Origin of the sequence: Saccharopolyspora montiporae, assembly GCF_015209505.1 — a bacterium.
Classification (GTDB): Bacteria; Actinomycetota; Actinomycetes; order Mycobacteriales; family Pseudonocardiaceae; genus Saccharopolyspora; species Saccharopolyspora montiporae.
The window spans coordinates 227,465-252,316 of record NZ_JADEYC010000005.1 but is presented as its reverse complement, the minus strand read 5'-3'; the positions used below and the strand labels follow the sequence as shown (position 1 = coordinate 252,316).

General features: G+C 72.4%; 24 protein-coding genes. 9 read left to right on the top strand and 15 right to left on the bottom strand.

Annotated features, from left to right (window positions below; translation table 11 throughout):
• From IQ251_RS03570 to IQ251_RS03540, 7 genes are all read left to right on the top strand, one after another.
• A partial coding sequence (locus tag IQ251_RS03570; protein ID WP_193926954.1) for a quaternary amine ABC transporter ATP-binding protein occupies positions 1–991 on the top strand: 991 nt, incomplete at its 5' end.
• A complete protein-coding gene (locus tag IQ251_RS03565; protein ID WP_193926953.1) occupies positions 984–1,883 on the top strand; it encodes an ABC transporter permease in 900 nt (299 codons plus the stop codon). The genes IQ251_RS03570 and IQ251_RS03565, both read left to right, overlap by 8 nt.
• Before the next feature lie 87 nt (positions 1,884–1,970).
• Positions 1,971–2,837: a glycine betaine ABC transporter substrate-binding protein gene (locus IQ251_RS03560; RefSeq protein WP_370591178.1), complete on the top strand. Its 867-nt coding sequence runs from the start codon at positions 1,971–1,973 to the stop codon at positions 2,835–2,837.
• A 177-nt stretch (positions 2,838–3,014) separates the two neighbouring features.
• Complete coding sequence (locus tag IQ251_RS03555) at positions 3,015–4,256, top strand: serine hydrolase domain-containing protein (protein ID WP_193926951.1); 1,242 nt, start codon at positions 3,015–3,017, stop codon at positions 4,254–4,256.
• Between the two features lie 97 nt (positions 4,257–4,353).
• Entirely contained in the window at positions 4,354–5,400 is a 1,047-nt protein-coding gene (locus IQ251_RS03550) for an ABC transporter substrate-binding protein (protein ID WP_193926950.1), read from the top strand.
• On the top strand, positions 5,397–6,221 hold the full coding sequence (locus tag IQ251_RS03545) for an ABC transporter ATP-binding protein (RefSeq protein ID WP_193926949.1): 825 nt from the start codon (positions 5,397–5,399) through the stop codon (positions 6,219–6,221). Before IQ251_RS03550 ends, IQ251_RS03545 begins: the two co-directional genes overlap by 4 nt.
• A complete protein-coding gene (locus IQ251_RS03540) occupies positions 6,218–6,997 on the top strand; it encodes an ABC transporter permease (protein ID WP_193926948.1) in 780 nt (259 codons plus the stop codon). Before IQ251_RS03545 ends, IQ251_RS03540 begins: the two co-directional genes overlap by 4 nt.
• Before the next feature lie 7 nt (positions 6,998–7,004).
• Here IQ251_RS03540 and IQ251_RS03535 read toward each other — a convergent pair whose 3' ends face one another.
• The 4 genes from IQ251_RS03535 to IQ251_RS03520 all read right to left on the bottom strand — a co-directional run bounded on the left by IQ251_RS03535 (position 7,005) and on the right by IQ251_RS03520 (position 10,287).
• Positions 7,005–7,835: an SDR family oxidoreductase gene (locus tag IQ251_RS03535; RefSeq protein WP_193926947.1), complete on the bottom strand. Its 831-nt coding sequence runs from the start codon at positions 7,833–7,835 to the stop codon at positions 7,005–7,007.
• A 20-nt stretch (positions 7,836–7,855) separates the two neighbouring features.
• Positions 7,856–8,854, bottom strand: a complete 999-nt coding sequence (locus tag IQ251_RS03530; RefSeq protein WP_370591177.1) for an MBL fold metallo-hydrolase — start codon at positions 8,852–8,854, stop codon at positions 7,856–7,858.
• Between the two features lie 65 nt (positions 8,855–8,919).
• On the bottom strand, positions 8,920–9,714 hold the full coding sequence (locus tag IQ251_RS03525) for an SCO1664 family protein (RefSeq protein WP_193926946.1): 795 nt from the start codon (positions 9,712–9,714) through the stop codon (positions 8,920–8,922).
• Positions 9,715–9,720: 6 nt separating this feature from the next.
• Positions 9,721–10,287, bottom strand: a complete 567-nt coding sequence (locus IQ251_RS03520) for a DUF3090 domain-containing protein (RefSeq protein ID WP_193926945.1) — start codon at positions 10,285–10,287, stop codon at positions 9,721–9,723.
• Between the two features lie 210 nt (positions 10,288–10,497).
• On the opposite strand from IQ251_RS03520, the gene IQ251_RS03515 reads away from it, so the two are divergent.
• Complete coding sequence (locus IQ251_RS03515; RefSeq protein WP_193926944.1) at positions 10,498–11,430, top strand: S66 peptidase family protein; 933 nt, start codon at positions 10,498–10,500, stop codon at positions 11,428–11,430.
• A 9-nt stretch (positions 11,431–11,439) separates the two neighbouring features.
• A complete protein-coding gene (locus IQ251_RS03510) occupies positions 11,440–12,069 on the top strand; it encodes a nucleoside/nucleotide kinase family protein (RefSeq protein ID WP_193926943.1) in 630 nt (209 codons plus the stop codon).
• A 7-nt stretch (positions 12,070–12,076) separates the two neighbouring features.
• On the opposite strand, the gene nikE is transcribed toward IQ251_RS03510, so the two are convergent.
• The 11 genes from nikE to IQ251_RS03455 all read right to left on the bottom strand — a co-directional run bounded on the left by nikE (position 12,077) and on the right by IQ251_RS03455 (position 24,801).
• Entirely contained in the window at positions 12,077–13,669 is a 1,593-nt protein-coding gene (nikE, locus tag IQ251_RS03505; protein WP_193926942.1) for a nickel ABC transporter ATP-binding protein NikE, read from the bottom strand.
• The gene (locus IQ251_RS03500; protein WP_193926941.1) at positions 13,666–14,541 is read right to left on the bottom strand and encodes an ABC transporter permease; all 876 of its coding nucleotides are present in this window, start codon (positions 14,539–14,541) and stop codon (positions 13,666–13,668) included. The genes nikE and IQ251_RS03500 overlap by 4 nt, the downstream gene beginning before the upstream one ends.
• A complete protein-coding gene (locus IQ251_RS03495; protein ID WP_193926940.1) occupies positions 14,538–15,572 on the bottom strand; it encodes an ABC transporter permease in 1,035 nt (344 codons plus the stop codon). Before IQ251_RS03495 ends, IQ251_RS03500 begins: the two co-directional genes overlap by 4 nt.
• A gap of 2 nt (positions 15,573–15,574) precedes the next feature.
• Positions 15,575–17,374 carry an ABC transporter substrate-binding protein gene (locus tag IQ251_RS03490; protein ID WP_193926939.1) on the bottom strand — a complete coding sequence of 600 codons (1,800 nt, stop codon included), beginning with the start codon at positions 17,372–17,374 and terminating at the stop codon, positions 15,575–15,577.
• Between the two features lie 118 nt (positions 17,375–17,492).
• On the bottom strand, positions 17,493–18,209 hold the full coding sequence (locus IQ251_RS03485) for an Imm1 family immunity protein (protein WP_193926938.1): 717 nt from the start codon (positions 18,207–18,209) through the stop codon (positions 17,493–17,495).
• Between the two features lie 129 nt (positions 18,210–18,338).
• Positions 18,339–18,965 carry a TetR/AcrR family transcriptional regulator gene (locus IQ251_RS03480; RefSeq protein WP_193926937.1) on the bottom strand — a complete coding sequence of 209 codons (627 nt, stop codon included), beginning with the start codon at positions 18,963–18,965 and terminating at the stop codon, positions 18,339–18,341.
• A gap of 165 nt (positions 18,966–19,130) precedes the next feature.
• A complete protein-coding gene (locus IQ251_RS03475; RefSeq protein WP_370591176.1) occupies positions 19,131–19,943 on the bottom strand; it encodes an enoyl-CoA hydratase/isomerase family protein in 813 nt (270 codons plus the stop codon).
• A 118-nt stretch (positions 19,944–20,061) separates the two neighbouring features.
• Positions 20,062–20,271, bottom strand: a complete 210-nt coding sequence (locus IQ251_RS03470; RefSeq protein ID WP_010310662.1) for a helix-turn-helix domain-containing protein — start codon at positions 20,269–20,271, stop codon at positions 20,062–20,064.
• Positions 20,272–20,755: 484 nt separating this feature from the next.
• Positions 20,756–22,384 carry an ABC-F family ATP-binding cassette domain-containing protein gene (locus IQ251_RS03465; protein ID WP_193926935.1) on the bottom strand — a complete coding sequence of 543 codons (1,629 nt, stop codon included), beginning with the start codon at positions 22,382–22,384 and terminating at the stop codon, positions 20,756–20,758.
• A gap of 183 nt (positions 22,385–22,567) precedes the next feature.
• Positions 22,568–23,251, bottom strand: a complete 684-nt coding sequence (locus IQ251_RS03460) for an acVLRF1 family peptidyl-tRNA hydrolase (protein ID WP_193926934.1) — start codon at positions 23,249–23,251, stop codon at positions 22,568–22,570.
• On the bottom strand, positions 23,248–24,801 hold the full coding sequence (locus IQ251_RS03455) for a deoxyguanosinetriphosphate triphosphohydrolase family protein (RefSeq protein ID WP_193926933.1): 1,554 nt from the start codon (positions 24,799–24,801) through the stop codon (positions 23,248–23,250). The genes IQ251_RS03460 and IQ251_RS03455 overlap by 4 nt, the downstream gene beginning before the upstream one ends.
• Positions 24,802–24,852: the final 51 nt, after the last annotated feature.

Here is a 24,852-nt window from a genome sequence, read left to right as displayed (position 1 = left end):
GGCCGGGCGGGTGTTCGCCGACGAGGACGAGATCACCTCGATGTCACCCGCGGGGTTGCGCGCGATGCGCCAGCAGACGATGAGCATGGTCTTCCAGCACTTCGCGCTGTTCCCGCACCGCACCGTGCTGGAGAACACCGGCTACGGGCTGGAGATCCGCGGGATGGCGCAGCACGACATCACCGAGCGCGCCACCGAGGCCCTGGAGATGGTCGGGCTGCGCGGCTGGGAGGAGCGCTACCCGCAGCAGCTGTCCGGTGGGATGCGCCAGCGCGTCGGCCTGGCGCGTGCCCTGGCCTCGCAGACCGAGATCCTGCTCATGGACGAGGCGTTCAGCGCGCTGGACCCGCTGATCAAGCGGGAGATGCAGGACCAGCTGGTCACCCTGCAGGAGCAGCTCGGCAAGACGATCGTGTTCATCACGCACGACCTCAACGAGGCCATGCGGCTGGGCGACCGGATCGCGATGATGCGCGCGGGGCGGATCGTGCAGATCGGCACCGCCGAGGAGATCCTGCGCGACCCGGCCGATGACTACGTGGCGGAGTTCGTGCAGGACGTCGACCGCACGCGCGTGCTCACCGCCGGGACGATCAGCTCCCCGGCGGGTACCGCGCTCCCGCTGACCGCGAGCCCGGCCGAGGCGCTGGCGGCGATGCGCGAGCGCGGCGCCGACGTGCTGTTCGTCGCCGACGCGGAACAGCGGCTGGTCGGCGAGCTCGGCTCCGCCGCCGCCCAGCGGGCCCAGCAGCAGGGCAGCCGGGACATCGGCAGCGCGTTCGACCGCATCGAGCACCCGGTGGCCACCGGTGCCGCGATCCGCGACCTGTTCGGCAGGTTCCGGGACCGCGTGGCGCCGCTGCCCGTGGTCGACGCGCAGCGGCGGCTGGCCGGGGTCGTCACGCCGAACGAGGTCTTCGCGACGCTCAGCGGCGGGCACGCCGCGCGCAACGGGGACGAATCACCGAGCAGGGAGGCGCACGATGGCTGATCCGCTCCTCGCCGCCCAGTTCCAGCTGCCGCGGATCCCGATCGGCGACTGGATCCAGGATCTGGTGACCTGGCTGGAGAACAACATCGGGCCGGTGTTCGACTTCATCGACCTGGTGGTGCGGTCGCTGGTGACCGGGCTGACCACCGGGCTGACCTGGCTGCCCGAACTGGTCATGGTGCTGCTGCTCGCGGTACTCGGCCTGGTCCTGCGCAGCTGGAAGTTCGCCCTGTTCGCGCTGATCGGCTTCGGCCTCGTGGTGAGCATGCAGGAGTTCGAGGCCACGATGCAGACCCTGTCGCTGGTGCTGGTGGCCAGCGTGATCGCCGTGGTCCTCAGCATCCCGCTGGGCATCCTGTGCGCGCGCAGCAACCGGGCGAGCGTGATCGTGCGACCGGTGCTCGACCTGATGCAGACGATGCCGCCGTTCGTCTACCTCATCCCGGTGATCTTCTTCTTCAACATCGGGGCGGTGCCCGGTGTCGTAGCCACGATCATCTTCGCGCTGCCGCCCGGCGTGCGGCTCACCGAACTCGGCATCCGCCAGGTCGACACCGAGGTCGTCGAGGCGGGGGAAGCGTTCGGCGCACCGCCGATGAAGATCCTCACCGGCATCCAGCTCCCGCTGGCGATGCGCTCGATCATGGCCGGCGTCAACCAGGTGATCATGCTGTCCCTGTCGATGGTCGTGATCGCCGGGATGGTCGGTGCGGAAGGGCTGGGCACCAACATCTACCAGGCCGTCACCCGCGTGCAGCTCTCCGCGGGATTCGAGGCCGGGCTCTCGGTGGTGATCCTGGCCGTCTACCTGGACCGGATCACCGGCGTGCTCTCCGACCGGTCTCCGGTGGCACGTGCCGAACGCAAAGCAGCGGCCGCTGGCAGCGGCTGACGCCCCGGCGCGCCGAATCCACACAACAGCCCGAAGAAAGGCAGAGCAGCAATGCTGGCGAGAAAACCATCGCGGAAGGTCCATTCGGTGATCGCCCTGCTCGCAGCGCTGGCACTGGTGGCGGCGGGCTGCGGGGGCCGCGAAGCCGGGACCGGCGAGGAAGAGAAGACGATCAACATCGGCTACATCGCCTGGGACGAGGACATCGCGGTCACGAACCTGTTCAAGGTCCTGCTCGAGGAGCGCGGCTACACGGTGAACACCACCGAGCTGGAGGCCGGACCCACCTTCGCCGGGCTCGCGCAGGGCAACCTCGACCTGTTCCTGGACGGCTGGCTGCCGCAGACGCACGCCGACTACTGGCAGCAGTACGGGGAGCGGCTCGAAGACCTCGGGGTCTGGTACGACCAGGCCACGTTGAACATCGCCGTGCCCGAGTACCTCACCGACATCAACTCGATCGAGGACCTCAAGGGCCGCGGGGCGGAGTTCGACGGCACGATCACCGGCATCGACCCGGGGGCGGGCCTGACCCGAACCACCGAGCAGAGCGCGATCCCGGAGTACGGCCTGCAGGACGAATACACGCTGCAGACCTCCTCCACCACGGCGATGCTGGCCTCGCTGGAGAAGTCGATCAACGAGCAGCAGCCCATCGTGGTGACCCTCTGGCACCCGCACTGGGCCTACGCCCGCTACCCGCTCAAGGACCTGCAGGACCCGCGCGGTGCGATGGGCGGTGCCGAGCAGCTGCACTCGATCGGCAGGCAGGGCTTCGGCCAGGATTTCCCGGAGATCACCGAGATGCTGCAGAAGTTCCGGCTCAACGACGAGCAGCTGGCCTCGTTGGAGAACGAGATCAACAGCGCGGGCAAGGGCCAGGAGCCCGAGGCGGCGCGCCGCTGGGCCGAGGCCAACCCGGACGTGATCAACTCCTTCGCCCCACCGCGGTGAGGCACCCGCGACCGGCCGCCCGTGCCGTGCGGGCGGCCGGTCGCCGGGTCGCTGCGAGGAGGTTCACCATCCGCGACGATTCGGCGCGGTGCGCGAGTGCGGTAGAAAGAACTCGCGGGCCCGTCGGGCGCACCCCGGGCCCGCGCACCGGTGACGCGCGCGGAGCGGAGGACGGCGTTGGTTTCGTTGGACATCGAGGCGGCCCCGGACGAGGTCGGGTTGGATGCGGCCCGCTTGCAGCGCATCGACCGGCATTTCGAGCAGTACGTGACCTCGGGCAAGCTGCCCGGCTGGTTGGCGCTGGTCGCCCGCGGCGGGCGGATCGCTCACCTGTCGACCTGCGGTCTGCGCGACATCGACGAGCAGCTCCCGGTGCTGCGCGACACGGTGTTCCGCATCTACTCGATGACGAAGCCGGTCACCTCGGTGGCCGCGATGATGCTGCACGAGCAAGGGAAGTTCGAGCTCACCGACCCGGTGTCGGACTTCATCCCGTCCTTCGCCGACCTGCAGGTCTACACCGGTGGCACGGCCCGCGAACCGCGCACCCGCCCGGCGACCGAGCCGATGCGGATCTGGCACCTGCTCACGCACACCTCCGGGTTGACCTACGCCTTCCACCGGCTCACCCCGGTCGACGAGCTCTACCGCCGGGCGGGCTTCGAGTACGGCATGGCCGACGGGCTGGACCTGCAGGCGTGCTGCGATGCGTGGGCCGGGATGCCGCTGCTGTTCGACCCCGGCACGCGGTGGAACTACTCGGTGGCCACCGATGTGCTCGGCCGGGTCGTGGAAGTCGCCTCCGGGATGCCGTTGGCGGAATACCTGCGCACCGCGATCTTCGAACCGCTGGGCATGACCGACACCGGCTTCGCGCTGGACCGCGGGGACGCCGACCGGCTGGCGACGCTCTACGCCGCCGATGCCGCGGGCAACGCGCGCAGGCACCCGCAGCAGGACGCGCTGCACGAGTCCGCCTTCGAACCGCCCAAGGCGCCGTCCGGCGGGGGCGGGCTGTTCTCCACCGCGCACGATTACCACCGGTTCACCCGGATGCTGTTGCGCGGCGGGGAACTCGACGGGCAGCGGCTGCTGGGCAGCCGCACGGTGCGTTACATGACCCGTAACCACCTGCCGGGTGGGGTCGACCTGGAAACCCTGGCGATGGGGTCGTTCTCCGAAGCGGCCAACGCGGGCAAGGGTTTCGGGCTGGGCTTCTCCGTCCTGGACGATCCCGCCGCGGCCAAGGTGATCGGCAGCGCGGGCGAATTCGCCTGGGGTGGGCTGGCTTCCACCGCGTTCTGGGTCGATCCGATCGAGGACCTCTCGGTGCTGTTCCTGACCCAGCTCATGCCGTCCAGCACGCACCCGATCCGATCGCAGCTGCACCAGCTCGTCTACCAGTCCATCGTGGACTGACGCCGTCTCGGGCGGACCGCGCGGCGGCGGACATCTTGACAGGACTAACTTAGCATCAAGATACTCACCGGCATATCCCTTCCGGTGAGGAGATGCGTTGGCACCCCGGATCGCACGCCCCGCTGCGGCACTCTCAGCGCTGCTCCTGCTGGTCGGACTGCTCGCCGGCTGCGGTACGCGGGCCCCGGGCGACGACGTCGTCGACGTGCGCACCGATGTCGCCTTCACCGGGGCCATGCTGCCGCTGCTCGTGGGCGTGGACCGCGGCATCTACCGCGCGCACGGCCTCGACGTGCGGCTCAACTCCGGCAACGGCTCGGCCACCACGATCCAGACCGTGGCCAACGGCTCGGACGACCTCGGTTACGCCGATGCCACCAGCCTGGTGCAGTCCGCGGCCGAAGGCGTCCCGGTCCGGATGGTGGCCGGGATGGTGCAGCGCTCCCCGCTGGCGGTGTTCAGCAAACCGGGCTCCGGTATCGACGAGCCCGCGGACCTGGCCGGCACCGAGGGCGGCTACGTCCCGGGCAGCGCACCGGAGATGCTGTTCCCCGCCTTCGCCGCGGCCACCGGGGTCGACACCGGCGGGATCGGCCTGCCCCGGGTGGACGTGCCGGCGCGCGAAGCCCTGTTCCTCAACGACCGGGTGCAGTTCACCTTCGGCCTGACGAACGTCTCGCTGCCCAAGCTGCGCGAGAAGTGCGACTGCGCGATCCGCACCATCGCCTACCGTGAGCACGGGCTCGACGCGCTGAGCTCCGGAATCGTGGTGGGCGACCGGTTCGCGGCGCAACACCCGGGCACGGTGCGCGCCTTCCTGGCCGCCACCGCCGAAGCGACCCGAGCCGTCCTCGACGACCCGGACGCGGCAGTGCGCTCCTACTACCGGCTCGACGAGTCGGCGGCGCTGTCCCCGGACCTGCTGCGCGCGCAATGGGACGCCTCGGCCCGGCTGCTGCGCTCCGCGCGCACCCGGGCAGAGCCGTTCGGTTGCACCGACCGCGCGGACTGGGCCGACACCATCCGCCTCGTGGAACGCGGCACCGGCACCGATCCCGGCCTGGTCCAGCCGGGAACCGTTGCCACGAACGAATTCCTGCCCGGGGACTGCGACCCGGGCCGATCCCCCGGAGCGAGCCGATGACCGCGTTCGTCGACGTCGACCGCGTCACCAAGTCCTTCCCCGCCGCGGGCGGTCCGGTGCAGGCCGTCGCGGAGATGACCTTCCAGCTGCACCGCGGTGAGTTCCTCGCCATCGTGGGCCCCAGCGGATGCGGCAAGTCCACGCTGCTCACCGCGGCGGCCGGTCTCACCGCACCCACCTCCGGGCAGATCCGGATCGCGGGCGAACCGGTCGACGGCCCGCACACCGCGCTCGGCATGGTCTTCCAGAACCCCGAGCTGCTGCCATGGCGCACGGCGCTGGACAACGTGCTGCTGCAGGCCGAGATCCGCAAGCTGCCCAAGGTGCCGTACCGGGACGCGGCCGCGCGGCTGCTGCAGCAGGTCGGTCTCGGCGGGTTCGAGCAGCACTACCCCGACGAGCTCTCCGGCGGCATGGCGCAGCGGGTCGCGCTGTGCCGGGCGCTGCTGCACGATCCGGAACTGCTGCTGCTGGACGAACCGTTCGGCGCGTTGGACGCGCTGACCCGGGACCGCATCCAGCTCGACCTGCAGCGGCTGTGGCTGGCCCGACGCAAGACCGTCGCCTTCGTCACGCACAGCATCGACGAAGCCGTCTTCCTCGCCGACCGGGTGCTCGTGTTCTCCCCGCGCCCGGCCGGCATCGCCGCCGACATCGACATCGGCTTCGACCGCCCGCGCCGTCCGGAGATCCGCGCGACACCGGAGTTCGCCGCGCTGGTCGGCCGGATCCGGGACGTGTTCGCCCGGCTCGGGGTGTTCGGCGCGGACCCGGACGACGAACCCGCGGCCGACGCCGCGCGAGGAGGTGACCAGGCATGACCCACATCCGCTCCGCGCTGCTGCCGGTCGGTCTGCTGGTGGTGTGCTGCGCGGTCTGGCAGGTGGTCGTCACCGCCGGGCAGGTTCCGGAGTACGTGCTGCCCGCACCGCTGACCGTGCTGGGCACCATGGTGGCCGACGCGCCACTGCTGGCCACGGAATCGGTGCCGACGCTGCTGGCCGTGCTCGCCGGGTTCGGTCTCGCCGTCCTGGTCGCGCTGCCGGTAGCGGTGCTGATGACCTACAGCGACGCGCTGCACCGCGCCCTCTACCCGCTGCTGATCGTGGCCCAGGTGGTGCCGAAGGTCGCCGTGGCGCCGCTGTTCATCATCTGGTTCGGATTCGGCCAGCTGCCGAAAGTGCTCATGGTGGCGCTGATCTCGTTCTTCCCGCTCATCGTCGACGCGCTGGTGGGCTTGGCCGCCACCCGTCCGCAGAGCCTGGTGCTGGTCCGCTCGATGGGCGCCGGGCGCTGGCAGGCGTTCTGGAAGGTGCGCTGGCCCTGGGCGCTGCCGAGCATCTTCGCCGGAGCCAAGGTCGCCGTCACGCTGGCCGTGGTGGGGGCGGTGGTCGCCGAGTTCGTGGGCTCGGACGACGGCCTGGGCGTCGTGCTGCTGGATGCGCGCGGAAATTTGGACAGCGCAATGGCTTTCGCGGCGATCGGCTGGCTTACGATCGCGGGGCTGCTGCTGTTCGGCGCGGTGGCGCTGGCCGAGCGGGTGCTGGTGCCCGGCGGGCGCCGCGCGGCGTCCGCGGAGGCCGCCGGCTCCCTGTGAGCACGGCTCAGCCCCGCGGGCGCCAGCGGGAGAAACCGCCCTCGGTGTTGATCACCTGCCCGGTGATCCACGCCGCCTCGTCGGTGGCCAGCCACGCGATCAACCGCGCCGGATCGTCCGGTTCGCCGTAGCGGCCCAGCGGGAACATCGGGCGGACGCTGCGCCAGGTCTCCTCGTCCAGGTAGCCGGTGTCCACCGGTCCCGGATTGACCGTGTTCAGCGTGGTGCCCGCATCCGCGAGCTGATCGGCCAGCGTGACCGTGATCTCGGCCAGCGCGCCCTTGGCCGCCGCGTAGGCCACCTCGCCGGGCATCGGCCCTTGCTGCTGCCCGGAGGTCAGCAGCACCACCCGGCCGCCCGGCGCACCGGCGCGGTACCGGGCGAACGCCTGCACCAGCAGGATCGAGGCCCGCGTGTTCACCGCGTAGTGACCGTCCAGCATCCGCGCGTCCAACTCGCCGAGGGCTCCGTCGGACCCGCTGCGCGCCTGGTTGCACACCAGCACGTCGAGCCGACCGAACTCGGCCACCGCCGCGGCCACCACCCGGTCCGGCTCGTCCGGATCCGCGAGGTCGCCGCCGGAATCGGCCAGCCGCGCCCCGTCGGCCAGCCACCGGGCGACACCGCAGCGCACCGCGTCCAGATCGTCCGCGCCCCAGGGTTGTTCGCGGTCGTGCGCGGCGTGGTGGTGCAAGTACACCGAGGCGCCGAACGCCGCCAGGCGCCGCGCGGTCGCGTACCCGATCCCCTGCCGGCGGCTGACCCCGGTGATCAGCGCCGTGCGCCCGCGCAGCGGGAGCGGATCGCGGGACAGGTCGGCGGGCGGATCACCGGGCATGCCCGGATGCTAGCTGGCGTTCAGGCCGGGTCCGCGCCGCGCACCGCGCGCTCGCCGGACCCGTCGGCACCACCGAGCGCGGGCAGCACCCGGCTCTCGCCGACCGCCAGGTCCCACAGCTCCCCCGGGTCGCGCCCGCTGTCCTGCCACGCCTTGCGCAGCCACAGCAGCGGTTCGGTCACCGGCTCCCGGGTGAGCACGAACGTGCCCCAGTGCATGCTCGCCGCCCGCGCCGCGCCGAGATCGCGCACCGCCTGCACGGCCTCGGCGGGATCCATGTGCACGGGACGCATGAACCAGCTGGGCGCGTACGCCCCGATCGGCACCATGGCCACGTCGATCCCGGGGAAGCGGCGGCCGATCTCGGCCAGGTGCGGTCCGTAGCCGGTGTCACCCGCGTGGTAGAGCCGGTGCTGCGGCCCGGTGATCATCCAGCTGCCCCACAAGCTGCGGCAGGTGTCCAGCGGCCCGCGCCTGCTCCAATGCTGGGCGGGGGTGAAATCGACGGTGAGCCCCGCGATCTCGGCGCTGTCCCCCCAGTCGAACTCGACGACCTCGGTGAACCCGCGCCTACGGAACCAGCGACCCACCCCGGCCGGGACCAGCACCGGTGTGGCCCGCGGCAGCCGCAGCACGGTCGGCGCATCCAGGTGGTCGTAGTGGTTGTGCGTGATCAGCACCGCGTCGATCGGCGGCAGCTCGCCGAACGCCACGCCCGGCGGGGTGATCCTGCGCGGCACTCCCGGGATGCGCTCGGACCAGACCGGATCCACGAGCACCGCGGCACCGCCGGTACGCAGCAGGAAGCTCGCGTGCCCCACCCAGGTCAGCGCGGTGTCCTGCGGGCCGATCGGCTCCAGCCCGCTGCGCAGCACCGGGATCCGGTCCGCATCGGCCACCCGCGCCCGGAATCCGCCGGTCCACATCAGCCGCAGCACGTCCCGGAACCCCGGGAGGCGGGACTGCAGCCGGTCCAGGTAGTCGGTCTGGATCTCGGGTGTCGGGCGCAGTGGTCGCACCCGTCCAGCCTGCCTCGGCGCACGGCCCGCGCGCACGTCCGGTGCGCGAGCTCACGGCCGAGGGCCTAGAACGCCGGCCAGGGGATCGCGGGCCACTCGCCGGACGGGGCGGGGAACACGCCCTCGCTGAGCAGCCGCTCGACCCGCGCAGCGACGGCGCGCACCTCCTTGGGCGTGATGTGCTCGGCGAGCTGCTGGGCCAGCGGTCCCTCCAACTCGGCACGCAACCGCCCGAGCACGTCGGTCACCTCGGCGGGCAGGTCCTGGCCGATCCAGCCCCACAGCACGGTGCGCAGCTTGTCCTCGGCGTTGAGCGCGACGCCGTGGTCGACGCCGAGGACCTGCCCGTCCGGGGTGCGCAGCACGTGCCCGCCCTTGCGGTCGGCGTTGTTGAGCACGATGTCCAGCACGGCCAGTCGCTGCAGCTGCGGGTCGTCGGCGTGCACCAGCAGCACGGGCTCGCCGCGGTGGTCCTGGGCCTGCAGCACGGGCAGCCAGCCCGTGGGCACCTCGTCCGGCGCCACCAGGTCCACCGGTTCGGAGTCCTCCTCGGTGTCGACCCAGAACTGGGCCATCCCGGGGCCGAACGGTCCCTCGCGCAGCAGCGTCGGCGGGATCAGCCCCCAGCCCGCGGCCTCGTCCAGCAGGAACGCCGCCACCTCGCGGCCGGCCAGCGTCCCGTCCGGGAAATCCCACAGCGGCCGCTCGCCGCGCACCGGCTTGTACACGCACTCGGCCCGCAGCGGACCGGATTCGACAGCGCACAGCAACGTGGCGTTGGACGCTTCCACCAACCTGCCCTGGACCTGCAGCTCACCGTCGCGCAGCAGCTCCCGCACGGCCGGGTCAGCCGGGTGCACGCAGCCTCAGTCCTCGTCGGAACGGCGGTAGCCGTTCTGCCGCGGGCAGATGTGCCCACCCGGGTCCAGCGGCTCGTTGCACAGCGGGCACGGCTTGCGGCCCGCGTTGACCACCCGCTCCGCCCGCTCCACGAACGCGCGGGCGTGCGCAGGGGTGAGGAACACGCGCAGCGCGTCCGGGCCTTCCTCGGTGTCGTCGAGCACCACCGACTCGTCGATCTCCTCCTCGGTGACCGCGAGCAGCTCCACCACGACGGACTCGGTCTCGGCGTCCCAGCCCAGGCCCATCGTGCCGACCCGGAACTCCTCCTCGACCGGGACGTCGAGCGGTTCGGCGTCGACGTCGTCCTCCGGCGGTTCGCCGGGCAAGTCGGCGTCGAACCGGCGCTGCACCTCCTCCAGCAGGGCGCCGATGCGTTCGGACAGCACGGTGACCTGCTGCTTCTCCAACTGCACGCTCACCGTGCGGAAGTCCTCGGTGGCCTGCAGGTAGAAGGTGCGATCACCGGGTTCCCCGACCGTTCCTGCGACGAATCGGTCGGGTTCGCGGAAGACGTGGATGACACGAGCCATGGCACCCTCGACACTAGGCCACCGGCGGGCAGGCGCGTGCGACTGGCCCCCGTTTCGCACGTCACCACGGCCCACGTACGCGGAGCGCAACGCGCTGCACTCCGGTTATGCCCGCACACGGGGTTGTTCGCCGCTCGCGAACGCCGCGGCGGGTGCGGAACGGATACCGTCCGGTCGCGGACACCACGACCGACCGAGGGAGCGCACCCGGTGAGCGCACGCGAACGACGCAGGCCCGCGCGCCTGCATCCCGGCGACACCGTGGCGCTCGTGGCGCCGGCCGGCCCGGTCCCCGGCGACGTGCTCGACGCCGGTCTTGAGCACCTGCGCTCCTGGGGGCTGCACGTGCGCCTCGGCGAACACCTGCTCGACCGGCACCCGCGGCTGGACTACCTGGCCGGAACCGACACCGACCGCGCCGCCGACCTGCGGCGCGCCTACTGCGATCCGGACATCGCGGCCGTGCTGTGCGCCCGCGGCGGCTACGGCTGCACCCGCGTCCTGGAGCACCTGGACTGGACCGCGATGTCCGCGGCGGAGCCGAAGGCACTGGTCGGCTCCAGCGACGTCACCGCGCTGCACGAGGCGTTCGCCGCGCACCTGGGCGTGGTCACCGCGTTCGCCCCGATGGTCGGCACCGCCGCGTTCGCCGAGGACGCCCCCGCCCGCGAACACCTGCGACGCAGCCTGTTCGACCCCGAAACGACGACGACGCTGACCCGCTCCGACGCCGAGGAACTGGTCCCCGGCCGCGCCCGCGGCGTCACCTACGGCGGCAACCTCGCGCTGCTGGCGGCCGGCCTCGGCGCACCCGACGCGGGTCCCCGGCCGGAACGCGGCATCGCGGTGCTCGAAGACGTCGGCGAGGAGCCCTACCGGATCGACCGCGCGCTGCAGCAGCTGCTGCGCGCGGGCTGGTTCGCCGGGGCGTCCGCGGTCGTGCTGGGTTCCTGGACCGACTGCGGGCCGCCCGAACAGGTGCGCGCGACGCTGCTGGACCGGCTCGGCGGGCTCGGCGTCCCGGTCCTCGGCGGACTCGGTTTCGGGCACTGCGCCGGTCAGCGCACCGTCCCGCTCGGCGTGGCAGCCGAGGTGGACACCGCCGCCCGCGCGCTGTCGCTCACCCGCCCCGCGCTGCGGTAGGAAGACGGCATGCAGGTCCGTCCGCTGACCCCGCAACGCCTGGTGGCCGAGATCGTCGATCACCTGGACGCGTGGACCGGCACCTGGTGCCGGATGGCGATCGACGGCGCTCCGGCCGCCGGGACCGCCGAGTTCGCCGACGACCTCGTCGACCCGCTACGCGAGCGCGGGCGGGAAGCGGTGCGCGTGTCCACCCGCGACTACCTGCGCCCGGCGTCGCTGCGACTGGAGCACGGCCACCGCGATCCGGACTCGTTCTACACCGGTTGGTTCGATCTGGACGGGCTGCGCCGCGAAGTGCTGGATCCGCTGGCCGACGGCGGCAGTGGCCTGGTGCTGCCCGCGCTGTGGGACCCGGCGGCCGACCGCTCACCGCGCCGGGAACGGATCCGGCTGCCGGAACGCGGGGTCGTGCTCGTGGACGGGCCGCTGCTGCTGGGCGCCGGACTGCCGTTCGACCGCACCGTGCACCTGGAGCTGCCCGAGGCCGCGCTGCAGCGGCTCACCCCGGACGAGCAGCAGTGGACGCTGCCCGCCTACCGCCGATACGCCGCCGAGGTGGACCCGCGACTGCTGGCCGGCACCGTGGTGCGCACCGACCGGCCCGGCAGGCCGGCGGTGATCGACGCCCTGAGCTGACCGCGGCTCACGCCGGTTCGGCGCTGTCCGCTCCGGGCACGGCGGGCACCGCGGCCAGCAGCGACCGGGTGTAGTCGTGCCGCGGCGCGCCCAGCACCTGCTCGACGGGTCCGCTCTCCACGACCGCACCCCGGTGCAGCACCACCACCCGGTCGGCGATGCTCCAGGCCAGCCCGAGGTCGTGCGTGATGACCAGGGTGGACAGTCCCTGCTGGACCCGCAGGCGCAGCAGCAGGTCCAGGATCTCCCCGCGCACCGTGGCGTCCAGCGAGGCCACCGGCTCGTCGGCGATGAGCAGGCCCGGGCGCAGCACCAGCGCACCGGCGATCAGCACCCGCTGGCGCTCGCCACCGGAGAGCTCGTGCGGCAGCCGGTGGAGGTAGTCCTCGGCCGGGCGCAGCTCGGCGGCCTCCAGCGCCTCGGCGACCCGGTCCCGCTCGTCGGCGGTCTCCCGGTGCACCCGCAGCCCCTCGGCCACGGCGCGGTAGGCGGTGTGCCGCGGGTTGAGCGCGCCGGCCGGGTCCTGCAGCACCATTTGCACCTGCTTGCGGTAGCGGCGCAGGCCCGCGGTCGACGTCGGCAGCGCCCGGCCGTCGTGCTGCACCGACCCCGCGTCCGGGCGGTGCAGACCGAGCAGCGCGCGGGCCAGCGTCGTCTTGCCGGAACCGGACTGGCCCACCAGCGCGACGATTTCGTCCGCGCGGACCTGCAGGTCGACCCGGTCCAGCGCGCGCACCGCTTTCCCGGAACGACCCCGGTAGGTCACCGAGACCTGCTGCGCCTCCAGCAGCACCCGTCCGCCGTCCGACCCGCCGGTGCGCCGCGCCCCCGGGTCGCCCACGGTCAGCGCCGCTGCGGCCAGCGCGCGGCTGTGCTCGTGCTGCGGGAACCCGGTCACCTGTCTCACCGGGCCGTCTTCGACGATCCGCCCGCGGTGCATCACGGCCAACCGCGCGCAGGCGCCGGCCAGCACCGGCAGGTCGTGGCTGATCATCAGCAGCGAGATGCCGCGCTCGGCGACGAGCCTGCCCAGCAATTCCAACACCTGCTGCTGCACCAGCACGTCCAGCGCGGTGGTGGGCTCGTCGGCCACCACCAGCCGCGGTTCGCAGGCCAGAGCCATGGCGATCATCACCCGCTGCTTCTGCCCACCGGAGAGCTCGTGCGGATGGGCATCGGCCCGCTCCGGCGGCAGCTCCACCAGGCGCAGCAGCTCGGCGACCCGCGAGCGCCGATCACCGCCGGTGCCGTGCAGCCGCAGCGGTTCGGCGATCTGCTCGCCGATCGTGCGCACCGGGTTCAGCGCGTGCATGGCGCCCTGGAAAACCACCGACGCGCCCGCCCAGCGCACCGCGCGCAACCTGCCGAACGACATCCCGTGCACGTCCTCGCCGTCGAACAGCACGCTGCCGTCGACGAGCGCCGACCGGGGCAGCAACCGCAGCACCGACATCGCCAACGAGGACTTGCCGCACCCGGATTCCCCGGCCAGGCCGAGGGTTTCGCCGGCGCCGAGGCTCAGGTCCACTCCGCGCACGGCCGGTTCGGCCGCGCCCGCGTAGGACACCGCGAGTCCGTGCAGCTGGAGGATCGGGGTCATCGCCGCTCCCGCAGTCCGGGGTTGAACACCGCTTCCAGTGCCCGGCCGACGAGCGTGAAACCGAGCACCACCAGCACGATCCCGAGCCCCGGCGGCAGCAGGTACCACCACGCGCCGCCGGTGACCGCACCGGTGTCCATCGCCGACTTCAGCATCGCGCCCCAGGACACCCGCGCCGGATCGCCGAGGCCGAGGAAGGACAGGGTCGATTCGGCGATCACCGCGCTGGCCACGGACAACGTGGTGTTGGCGAACACCAGCGGCGCCACCGCCGGCAGCACGTGCCCGCCGAGGACCCGCAGATGGCCTGCGCCCAGCACCCGCGCCCGCTCGACGTGCGGGCGGGCTTCGATCGCCATCGTCTGCGCGCGCACCATCCGCGCGGTCGCCGGCCACGCCGTCACGCCGATCGCCAGCACGATCGTCCACAGCCCCCGGGCCAACACCGTGGACAGCGCGATGGCCAGCACCAGCGCCGGTAGCACGAGGAAGAAGTCGGTCACCCGCAACAGGATTCGGGACGTCCAGCCGCCGAAGTGCGCGGACAGCATCCCGAACGCGGCCCCGATCAGCACCGACAGCACCGCGGCGGCCAGCCCGACGACCAGCGAGATCCGCGCGCCCCACCAGGTCAGCAGCAGCACCGACCGCCCGGACTCGTCGGTGCCGAACCAGTGCTGCGCGTCCGGCGGCTGCAACGCGCGGCCGGTGGCGCGGGTGACGTCCAGACCGGCCGGATCGGTCAGCAGCGGGGCGCACACGGCCAACACCACCACGACCGCTAGCAGCACCAGCCCGGTCAGCCCGCCGCGGTCGGCGCGGAACACCCGCCACGCGCTCCGCCGCCCGATGCGGTTCCCGACCGCGGTCACGAGTCGCGCACCCGCGGGTCGAGCACCCGGTAGAGCAGTTCCGCGAGCACGTTCATCAGCACCACGCTCCCCGCCAGCACGATGAAGATTCCTTGCAGCAGCGGCAGATCCGGCACGCTCAGCGCCTCGAAGGTGAGCAGCCCGATCCCCGGCCAGGAGTAGACGGTCTCCACGGTGATCGCGCCCGCGGCCACCAGGCCCAGCCGCAGGAAGATCAGCGTCACCACCGGCAGCAGCGCGTTGGGCAGCGCGTGCCTGCGGCGCACCAGGTCCTCGCGCAGTCCCTTGGCGCGGGCCGTGGTCAGGTAGTCCTCGCCCATCTCCTCCAGCAGTGACGAGCGGGTCACCATCGCGTACTCGGCGTAGAGCACGGCGACCAGCGTCACCACCGGCAGGAACAGGTGATTGGCGACGTCGAGCACCTGCGGCAGCAGCCCGGACGGGGTGTCCGGCGAGCTCATCCCGCCCACCGGGAACAGGCCCGGCAGCGGGCCGACGCCCACGCCCAGCACCATGAGCAGGATCAGCCCGAGCCAGAACGTCGGCACCGACCACAGCGCCAGCGCCACCGAGGTGCTCCTGCGGTCGAACCGGCTGCCGTGCCGCCACGCGGCACCCGATCCGGTGCGCACGCCCAGCACCGCGGCCAGCACGGTGGCCGTGCCGACCAGCAGCAGGGTCGGCCCGGCGCGTTCGAGGATCAGCTCGGCCACCGGCCGGCTGTAGGTGTAGGACGTGCCGAGGTCGCCGCGCAGCAGATCGCCGAGGTAGTCCAGGAACTGCCGCCACAGCGGAAGATCGAGCCCGAAGCGCTCGCGCAACGCCGCCACCTGCTGCTCGGTCACCGGCGCCCCGCGCGTCATGGTGCGCACCGGATCGCCCGGGATCACCCGGAACAGGAAGAAGCCCAGCACCGCCACCAGGAACAGGCTCAGCAGGCCGTCACCGACCTTGCCCGCGGCGTAGCGCAGAGCGCCGCCGCGGCGGCCGGTGCGCAGCGGTTCGGGCTCGGAATCCAGCAGTTCGGTCACGGTCACTCCCGCTGGTCGGCGGTCGCGCGGCGGCGTGCGGCCCGCACGGTGCCGACGGTGCCGACCAGCACCGCCGCACCGCCGATGACCCACAGCACGGCGGCACCCTGGCCGGGGGTACCGCGCTCGGCCTGCTCGGTGGGATCGGCGCCGTAGTAACCCCAGTAGCCCTGCTGCGCGACGATCACCCCGTCCTGCGCGGGCTGGCGGGTGAACCCGGCGAACCGATCGCTGCGGTAGGCCTCCAGGGAGTCCTGGTAATACAGGATCAGCCCGGCGGCCTGCTCGTGGAACCGCCGTTGGGCCCGCTCGACGAGCTCGGCGCGCCGCGCGGGGTCGAACTCGCCGAGCTGGCGATCGTAGAGCTCGTCGTAGCGTTCGTCGCACAGGAAGGTGTCGCTGCTGCCCGCACCGGCGCCGCCCGGCCGCGCCGCGCAGGTCTGCAACCGCAGCACGTAGTCCGGGTCCGGATTGGCCGACCACCCGCTGATGACCATGTCGAAGTCACCGGTGCTGGTGCGGTCGTTGACCTGGTTGTCCGAAACCGGCTCCAGCGTCACCCGAATGCCCAGGTCAGCGAACCAGCGCTGCACGAACTCGCCCACCTGCGCGTCGGCGGGTTCGCTGCCGTGCAGCACGAAGTCGAAGTCCAGCGGCCGGCCCTGCGGGGTGCGGCGCACCCCGTCCGGTCCGCGCCGGTACCCGGCCGCGTCGAGCTCCCGGGCGGCCGCGGCCGGGTCGAAGGTGCGCGGCTGCTCCGGGCGCCAGTGGTAGGTGCCGAAGATCGGCGGCAGGTAGCCCGCGCCCTGTTCGCCGTAGCCGCGCAGCACCCGGTCCACGAGCACCCGCCGGTCGATGGCCCGGTCGAGGGCCTGGCGCACCCTGACGTCGCGCAGCGCCGGGTGGCCGGTGCCGATCGGTTCGCCGTCGCTGCCGGCCGCGCCCGGGTTGAGGATCAACTCGTAGAACCGGCGGCCCTGCCCGCGCACCTGCTGCACGTCGGGTTCCTCGGCCAACGCGTCGAACTGGGCCGGGGTGAGCTTCTGCACCACGTCCACTTCGGCCTTGCGCAGCGCCTGCACCGCCGCATCGCTGTTTTTGAACTGCACGAACTGCACCCGGTCGACCTGCGGCGGACCCCGCCAGAAGTCCGGATCGGCGCGCAGCGTCACGTTCTGCTCGGCGCGGTGGTCGACCAGCTCGAACGGACCGCTGCCCACGATCGGCATGTCCTCGTTGTCGAAGGACGCGATATCGCCGATCCGCGACCAGACGTGCTCGGGCACGATCGGCGCGTCGATGGCCAGCATCGTGGCCTGCGGCCGTGCGGTGCGCACCACCAGGGTGCGGTCGTCGGCGGCGCGGACCGCCTCGAAGTTCTCCACGACGTTGCCGTTGGCGGTGGCCGCGGCCGGATCGCGCATCATCCGGTTGAACGTGTAGGCGGCGTCCCCGGCCGTCACCGGTGCCCCATCGCTCCAGCGCACCCCGTCGCGGATGCGGAACGTCCAGGTGAGCCGGTCCGCGGAGACCTCCCAGGACTCGGCCAGCTCGGGTTCGGGCGCGAAGTCCTGCGCCGAGTAGGTGGTCAGCGTCGGGTAGATCAGCCGGAACAGATCGGTGGCGGCGAGGCTGTACCCGAGGAACGGGTTCAGCGAGTCGATCTGCTGCTGCAGCCCGACCCGCAGCGTGGCGCCGCCACCGGTGCCGCCCCGCTCCGGCTCGGCACCGGGCGGTGGCGCACCGGCGGTGAGCAGCCCGCCGAACGCGATGACGACGAGCACGACGAGCCCTCTGCGCATCCGCCCGCTCCTCCCGCCGGTCCGGGTGAGGAGAACGAACCACTCCGCGCACGCGCAGTCAACGATCGGCTCCGGCTTGTCATGGACTCGCCGCACGAGGGCCCGCCGCGGGCGAGGGTCAGGGCTCGCCCCACCGGGCCTGCTGCCAGCCCAGGCACTCCGGTCGCTGCCCGGTCCGGGTGAACTCGTCCAACCCGGCGCGCAGCTCGCGGAAGCCGAGCACGCTGCTGCGCGGGAACTTCAGCGCGCTGCCCGCGTCGAAGGCGAGCGACGGTGGATCCGCGAGGGGTTCGGCGCTGAGCGTGTGCCAGGAGTGCAGCTCGCCGTCCTCGGTCTCCTGCGTGAAGTTCAGCGCCCCGGCCTCGCTGTCGGCGTCGGTGACGATGCGCAGCTGCTCGTACGGCCCGGGCGCTTCGGGATCCTCGTGCGGGCGGTCCCAGACGTAGAGGTGCGCCGCGCCGGGTTTCCGCGGGCGCAGCACCAGATCGACCAGGGCGGCCTTGTCCTCGGCGGAGTGCGCGTAGTGCCGGGTCCCGTCGACGACGGCGGTGGCGACCGTGACGCCGAGCTCGGTGTTGCGCGCACCGGCCGATTCGGCCCGCAGCCCGTCCAGCGCGGTCCGCGCCTCGCGGAGCGCGCGCATCGCCGCGCCCTGGTGGTAAACGAGATCGCCCCAGTAGGGATGCCCCAGGACCCGGTTCAGGTCTCCGTAGACGGCCTCGGTGCTCTCGATGAGCTTGTCCAGCGCCTCCAGCGGCACATCGCCGATCCGGCCGAAGACGACGGCGGGCGGTTCCTCGGGAGGAACGGACTCGTCCTGCGATGGGTTCGTCATGCTCGGGCTGCATCCACTCCGATCCTGGGCGCCACCGCGGCGACGCTGCCGGTGAGCTCGTCGCGGCGCTCGACGCCGCGGACCGCAGGCTACCGCGCGTCGCGCAGCGATCCCGCACAGCCACCTCGGTCAGCTCGCGCAGTCGCGGAGCACCCCCACCACCGGCTCGCCATCGGTGGAGCCGACCGCGAGTAACGCCTGGGCAACCCCGTCGGCATCGCTGAGCCCGAGCTCGTCGGCCACGTCTTCGGGCAGGGTCAGCACCGACAGCGCCACCCCGAGCATCCCGGCATCGAGCAGCCCGGCGCCCCGCCGGGTCATCCGGTGCCCGACCGCGGCGTTGAGCTCGACGGCGGCATCCGCGTTGGCCCGGGTGATCTCGGCGAGCGCCGTGCGCACCTCGGGGTTGCGCACCGCCTCCAGGTGCAGCTCGAACAGCGCCAGGTACTGCGACCGCGCGTTGCCCGCGCTGCGCCGCAGCATCGACGCGTAGAGCTTGGTGATGTCCGCGCTGGTCAACCCGGCCGGCGCCTGGCTGACCAGCTGCCGCAGCGCGGTGGTGTGCTGCTCGGCGAGATGGCGGGCCACGGCGATCAGCAGCGCGCTGCGGGTCGGGTAGTAGTTCTTCGCGGTGCCCTCGGGCACCACCGCTTCCCGGTCCACGGCGCGGTGCGTGAGGCCGCGCCCGCCTTCCTGGGCCAGCACCTCGATGGCGGCCTCGGCGAGCAGCTCCCGGCGGTTGCCCCGCTGCGGCATACATCCCCCGGCGGTTCGATCACGTTTGCTGATCCACAGCGTAGCGGCCGAACCGGTCACCGACCTGCAGGGGCGCGCCGGGTGATCACCGCGTCGCCGGGGCACCCCCGGGAAGCCGGGCGCTCGCCGAGCACCCGGCGATCACCGGGGCGTGCCCGGGGGAACTCATTCGGAACGCAGCAGCGCGGCCATGTCCACGATCCGGCGCAGCTGGGCGGAACGCTCCGCGGCGAGCTGCTGCTCCGGGTCGACCGCCTCGTCGGCGGCCTGGGACAGCAGGGCCAGCGTCTCCCGCGAGGCGCCTTCCGGCGGCTGGACCAGCGCCTCGACGAGCCCGTCGACCGCGTCCTCCAGTCCGTCCGCCGGGACGACCTGGTTGACCAGCCCCAGCGCAGCGGCTTCCGCAGCGGGTACGTCCCGGCCGGTCAGGCAGATCTCGACGGCCTTGGCGTACCCGACGGTGCGCACGAGCGGCAGCGTCCCGCCGAGATCGGGTACGAGCCCGAGGCTGGTTTCGGCCATGCGCAGCCGCGCGTCCTCGGCGGCCACCCGCAGATCGCAGGCCAGGGCCAGCTGGAAGCCGGCGCCGATCGCGTGCCCCTGCACCGCCGCGACGGTGATCCGATCCGGATCGCGCAACCAGCTGAACCCCTGCTGGAAACCGGCGATCTCGGCATCGGCCTGTTCGGTGGGTGTGTCCGCCAGCGCGGCGAGACCGGGGGCGCCGTCCACATCGGCGGCCCCGAACAAGCGGCGATCCAGGCCGGCCGAGAACGACCGCCCTTCACCGCGAACCACGACCACCCGGACTTCGGCGGGCAGGGACTGCCCGATCTCGCGCAGCGCGTACCAGGTATGCGGTGTCTGCGCGTTGAGCTTGTCCGGACGGTTGAGCGTGATCGTGGCGCGCCGCCCCTGGATCGTGAGCCCCACACCGCCACGATCCAGCAGGTCGGCGTCCACAGTCGACTCCGCCAAGCGGGCCTCCATTGCATATCTGCACGGACCGGTCGGCTTCAACCGTAGCGCCCGCAGATCACGAGGGAGTCGTGATGTGCCGATTTTGCTGACAGAAGACGAGCAGCTGTCGCTGCCGTCACTTCTTCTTCGAACGCGTGGCGCCCCCGCGGCCGCGCAGCTGCACACCGGATTCACTCAGCACCCGGTGCACGAAGCCGTACGAACGACCGGTTGCTTCCGCGAGAGCGCGGATGCTCGCCCCCTTCTCGTACTTCTTCCTTAGGTCACTGGCAAGCTTGTCCCGCGCACTTCCGGTGATGCGCGCGCCTTTCTTCAGCTCAGCCACGGTGTCCCCGCCTTCCCTCCGAGCAGGTCGGGCCTCGCGACCCCTGTCAGCGCAATGATCGAACAGGAATGCCGCGAACGCCAGGCGATCATGGAAAAAGATCGGCCAACGGTCGAGATGAGCGCGTGGCGATCACCGGAACGCACTCACCCGTCCGCCGTAACCGCGACTGCCCGAGCGGGCCCGGTGAGCACCCACCGCGGGCGGGAATCCGACCGCTGTGCAGCGAATATCACCGCGACGAGTGGAAACCAGCGTAGCGCGAGCCGGATGGAGCCGCGTTCCGCCAACCGCACCGCTCGGGACGACCTCCAGCAGGCGCACACCGCCGCCCCCACCGGGCACGGTTCGAACAGCGGCTGTGGCGAGTGTTCGAACAGCACCGCACCGGGCGGGGGAAATCCCGTCCGCGGACGGGATCCGACGCCACCGCCGCCCGCAGCGGAACTGCGGACGGCGGTGGCGGAACAGGTGCGGGGGCGGATCAGGCCAGCTGGACGAGCTCCAGGTAGTCCGCCGACCAATGGTCCTCGGTGCCGTCCGGGAGCAGGATGACCCGGTCCGGTTCGAGCGCGTCCACCGCGCCCGGGTCGTGCGTGACCAGCACCACGGCTCCGGTGAAGCTGCGCAGCGCGTCCAGCACCTGCTCGCGGCTGGCCGGGTCCAGGTTGTTGGTGGGCTCGTCGAGCAGCAGCACGTTGGCGGCACTGGAGACCAGCCCGGCCAGCGCCAGCCGGGTCTTCTCCCCGCCGGACAGCGAACCCGCGGGCTGCTGCAGCTGCTCACCGCTGAACAGGAAGCTGCCCAGCAGGGTGCGCAGCTGCTGCTCCGGAGTGTCCGGTGCCGCGGTGCGCACGTTGTCCCACACCGAGGCGTCCGGATCCAGCGTCTCGTGCTCCTGCGCGTAGTAGCCCGCGCGCAGCCCGTGCCCGGCCACGACCTGACCGGAATCCGGTTCCTCCATCCCGGCCAGCAGGCGCAGCAGCGTCGTCTTGCCCGCGCCGTTGAGCCCGAGCACGACGACCTTCGCCCCGCGGTCGATCGCGAGGTCGACTCCGCTGAAGATCTCCAGCGAGCCGTACGCCTTGGACAATCCCTCGGCGGTCATCGGCGTGCGACCGCAGGACGCGGGATCCGGGAAGCGGATCTTGGCGACCTTCTCCTGCGCCTGCTCGGATTCCGCCTCGGCCAGCAGCTTTTCGGCGCGCTTGGCCATGTTCTGCGCGGCCACCGCCTTGGTCGCCTTGGCGCGCATCTTGTCGGCCTGCGCGTTGAGCTGCGAGGCCTTCTTCTCCGCGTTCGCGCGCTCGCGGCGGCGGCGCTTCTCGTCGGCGGCCCGGGCGTCCTGATAGCGGCGCCAGTCCATGTTGTACACATCGGCTTCGCCGCGCACCGCGTCCAGGAACCACACCTTGTTCACCACGGCTTCGAGCAGGTCGACGTCGTGGCTGATGACCACCAGGCCGCCCTCGTGGTTCTTCAGGAAGTCGCGCAGCCAGGCGATGGAGTCCGCGTCCAGGTGGTTGGTGGGCTCGTCCAGCAGCAGCGTGGTGGCCGAACCGCCGCCGGGCCCCTCCTCCGCCGCGGCGAACAGGATGCGGGCGAGCTCCACCCGCCTGCGCTGACCACCGGACAGCGTCTCCAGCTGCTGGTCCAGCACCCGGCCGGGCAAACCGAGGTTGCTGCAGATCCGGCCGGCCTCGCTCTCGGCCGCGTAGCCGCCGCGGGCCGCGAAGCGCTCCTCCAGCTTGCCGTACTTGGTGATCGCGCGGTCCCGGGCCCGGTCGTCGACGAGCTCGGCCATCGCGGTCTGCGCCTTCTGCATGTCGCGCACCAGCGCGTCCAGGCCGCGGGCGGAGAGCACCCGGTCCTTGGCGGTGACCGTCAGATCACCTTCGCGCGGGTCCTGCGGCAGGTAGCCGATCTCGCCGCTGCGGGCGATCTGCCCGGCGTAGGGCTGCCCCTCCCCGGCCAGCACGCGCAAGCTGGTCGTCTTGCCCGCCCCGTTGCGGCCGACCAGGCCGACTCGGTCGCCGGGCTGCACGCGCAACGTCGTGTCGGACAGCAGGATGCGCGAGCCGGCGCGCAGTTCGAGGCCGGTTGCAGAAATCAATGCGGGCTCCGCGGGGTTCGTGGTTCAGGGGTTCCGGGAAACGCGTTCGCGGGCAGGCCGCGAGTGCCGAGCACTAGTCGGCGAAGGGGACGCGGACGTCCGGAACCGCTGTTGACGAGCTGACCACACGAACAGTGTAGCGGGCGCGGCACCCGCTCCCGATCGCGGACCACATCACCTGCATCACATCGCGGCCGGTGCGTCGTGCACGCGCACCTCCGCGCAGCGCGCCCGGCTCGCAGCCCGCAGCAGCACCTCCTTGCGCGGTTCCGGCACGTCGAGCACCCGGTCACCGGCCGCGTCCAGCAGCTCGCGCAACCTCGGGTCGACGCGCAGCGCGTCCAGCGCCGAGCGGTCCCCGCCGAGCAGCACGCCGTCCAGCCGCGCGCGCTCGGGCAGCAGCACGCGCGCGACCGCGTCGGCGGCCGAGTCCAGCGCCTTGCGCGACTGGCCCGCTCGGCGGCGGGCGAACCGCTGCTGCGACCAGCCGCCCGCCTTGGACCTGCCCTGAACCAGGTGGCGGTCGGTGCTGGAGGTCTCCACCCGGCCGTCGCGGGCGATGCCGACGCTGTGCGCCCCGCGGCGCACCAGCACCAGCCCGATCCGGCGCGGGACGGACAGGTGCCGGACCAACTCGTCCACGTCCAGCCCGGCTACCCGGCCGCGCGGGTGCGGCAGCGGGCCGAACGGGACGTCGACCTCCGCGCTGGCCCCGTCCGCGGCCAGCACCCGCACCCGCACCGACGTGCTGGTGGTGCACTCAGCACCGCCGTGCGCTGCGGCGAAGCGTTCGAACCAGCCGGCCAGCCGCTCGGGTTCCACCTCGACGGCGCGGCCACCGCCGGAGAGCTCGCGGACCCGGCTCACAGGACGAAGGTGTCCGCCCACAGCTGCGTGGTACGCCCGGACAGCGACTCCAGCAGCGCGGCGGCCTGCTCGTCGGTCAACGAGGCGACGAAATCGACCACCGCCCGGCCGCGAGCGAGGCGTTCCAGCCGCTCCTCGCGGCTCGCGCCGTCCGCCACGTGCTCGTCGGCAGCCAGGGCCGCGACTTGCGGATCGGCGAACTCCGCGCGGGCCAGATCGAACAGGTCGCGCAGCCGATGCGGCAGCCGGGCGGCCTCCGAGCGGTCGATCACCCAGGTGTCCAGCGCCTCGACCAGTTTGCTCAGCAACCGGTCCTGCCCGCGCTGGTGCAGGGCCAGGTCCGGCCGCTGCAGCACGAACCTGCGGTGCACGAACTTCAACACCTGCACCTCGTGCCATTGCTCGGCGGCCAGCCCGACGTGCCCGGAGCGGGTGTTCGGGTCCGCGTCGACCTGCACGCCCTCCACCAGCCGCCGGGTCCACTGGCCGGAGAAGGCGGCCACCGCCTGCTCCGCCTGTTGCGAGCGGTCGAACGGCTCCTCCAGCAGCCGGTTGACCAAGTGGTCCTGCACCCGCTTCACCGCGGCCACGAACGCGTCGTCGTCGGCGATCCACGCGTCCTTGGCGTGCAGCCTGCGCCGCAGCAGTTCCAGGGAGGACCCGGGACCGGCCAGTTCGGGTTCAGCCCGACCGGCCAGCGAGATCGCTCCGCCCAGCCACTCGGTCAGCTCCCGGGAGACGCTGGCATGCTGCAGGATCCCGACCCGGTGGAAGTCCTCCAGGTCGTGGATGGCGTAAGCGATGTCGTCGGCGATGTCCATCACCGACGCCTCGACCGACTGCTGCCAGTGCTGCAACCGTCCGCGGAACACCGCACGCGCTTCCTGCATGTCGTCGAATTCGGTGGTGTAGCAGGAGAACTTGCCCGATCCGGTTCCCGGCAGCTCCGGCGGTTCGGCGGCTCCCCGCGGCGGCGTCGGGAATCCGCGCGGATGCGGCTGCGGGCCGCCGGTGCGCGTCCACGGGTACTTCAGCAGCGCGGCGCGCACCGCCGCGGTCAGGTCCAGCCCGACGCCCTCCACCCCGCGCACGTCCAGGCGGGTCACGACCCGGTAGGTCTGCGCGTTGCCCTCGAACCCGTCGGCGAGGCCGAACCGCTGGCGGGCGATCCGGTCCAGCACGCTCTCGCCCTGGTGCCCGAACGGCGGATGGCCCAGGTCGTGCCCGAGCCCGGCGGCTTCGACGACATCGAGATCGCACCCACCGAGCTCGTCCAACACCGCCAGCCGGGACGGCGAGCTCAACAGCCGCTCGGCGATGGCCCGGCCGACCTGCGAGACCTTGAGGCTGTGCGTCAGCCGGTTGTGCAGCAGCAGTCCGGACCCGCTCGGGCTGACCACCTGCGTCACCCCGCCCAGCCGGGCGAAGAACGCGGAGGTGGACACCCGGTCCCGGTCGGCGCGGAACGGACTGGCGGCGAGATCGCCCGGCGGCCGGTGCTGCCCGGCCGGATCGCTTCGCCTGCTGGTGCGCAGCGGCTCGTCCTGCATGGCGCCCACGCTATCGGCCCGCGGCCGCCGACCGGGCCGGCCGCGCCGGGG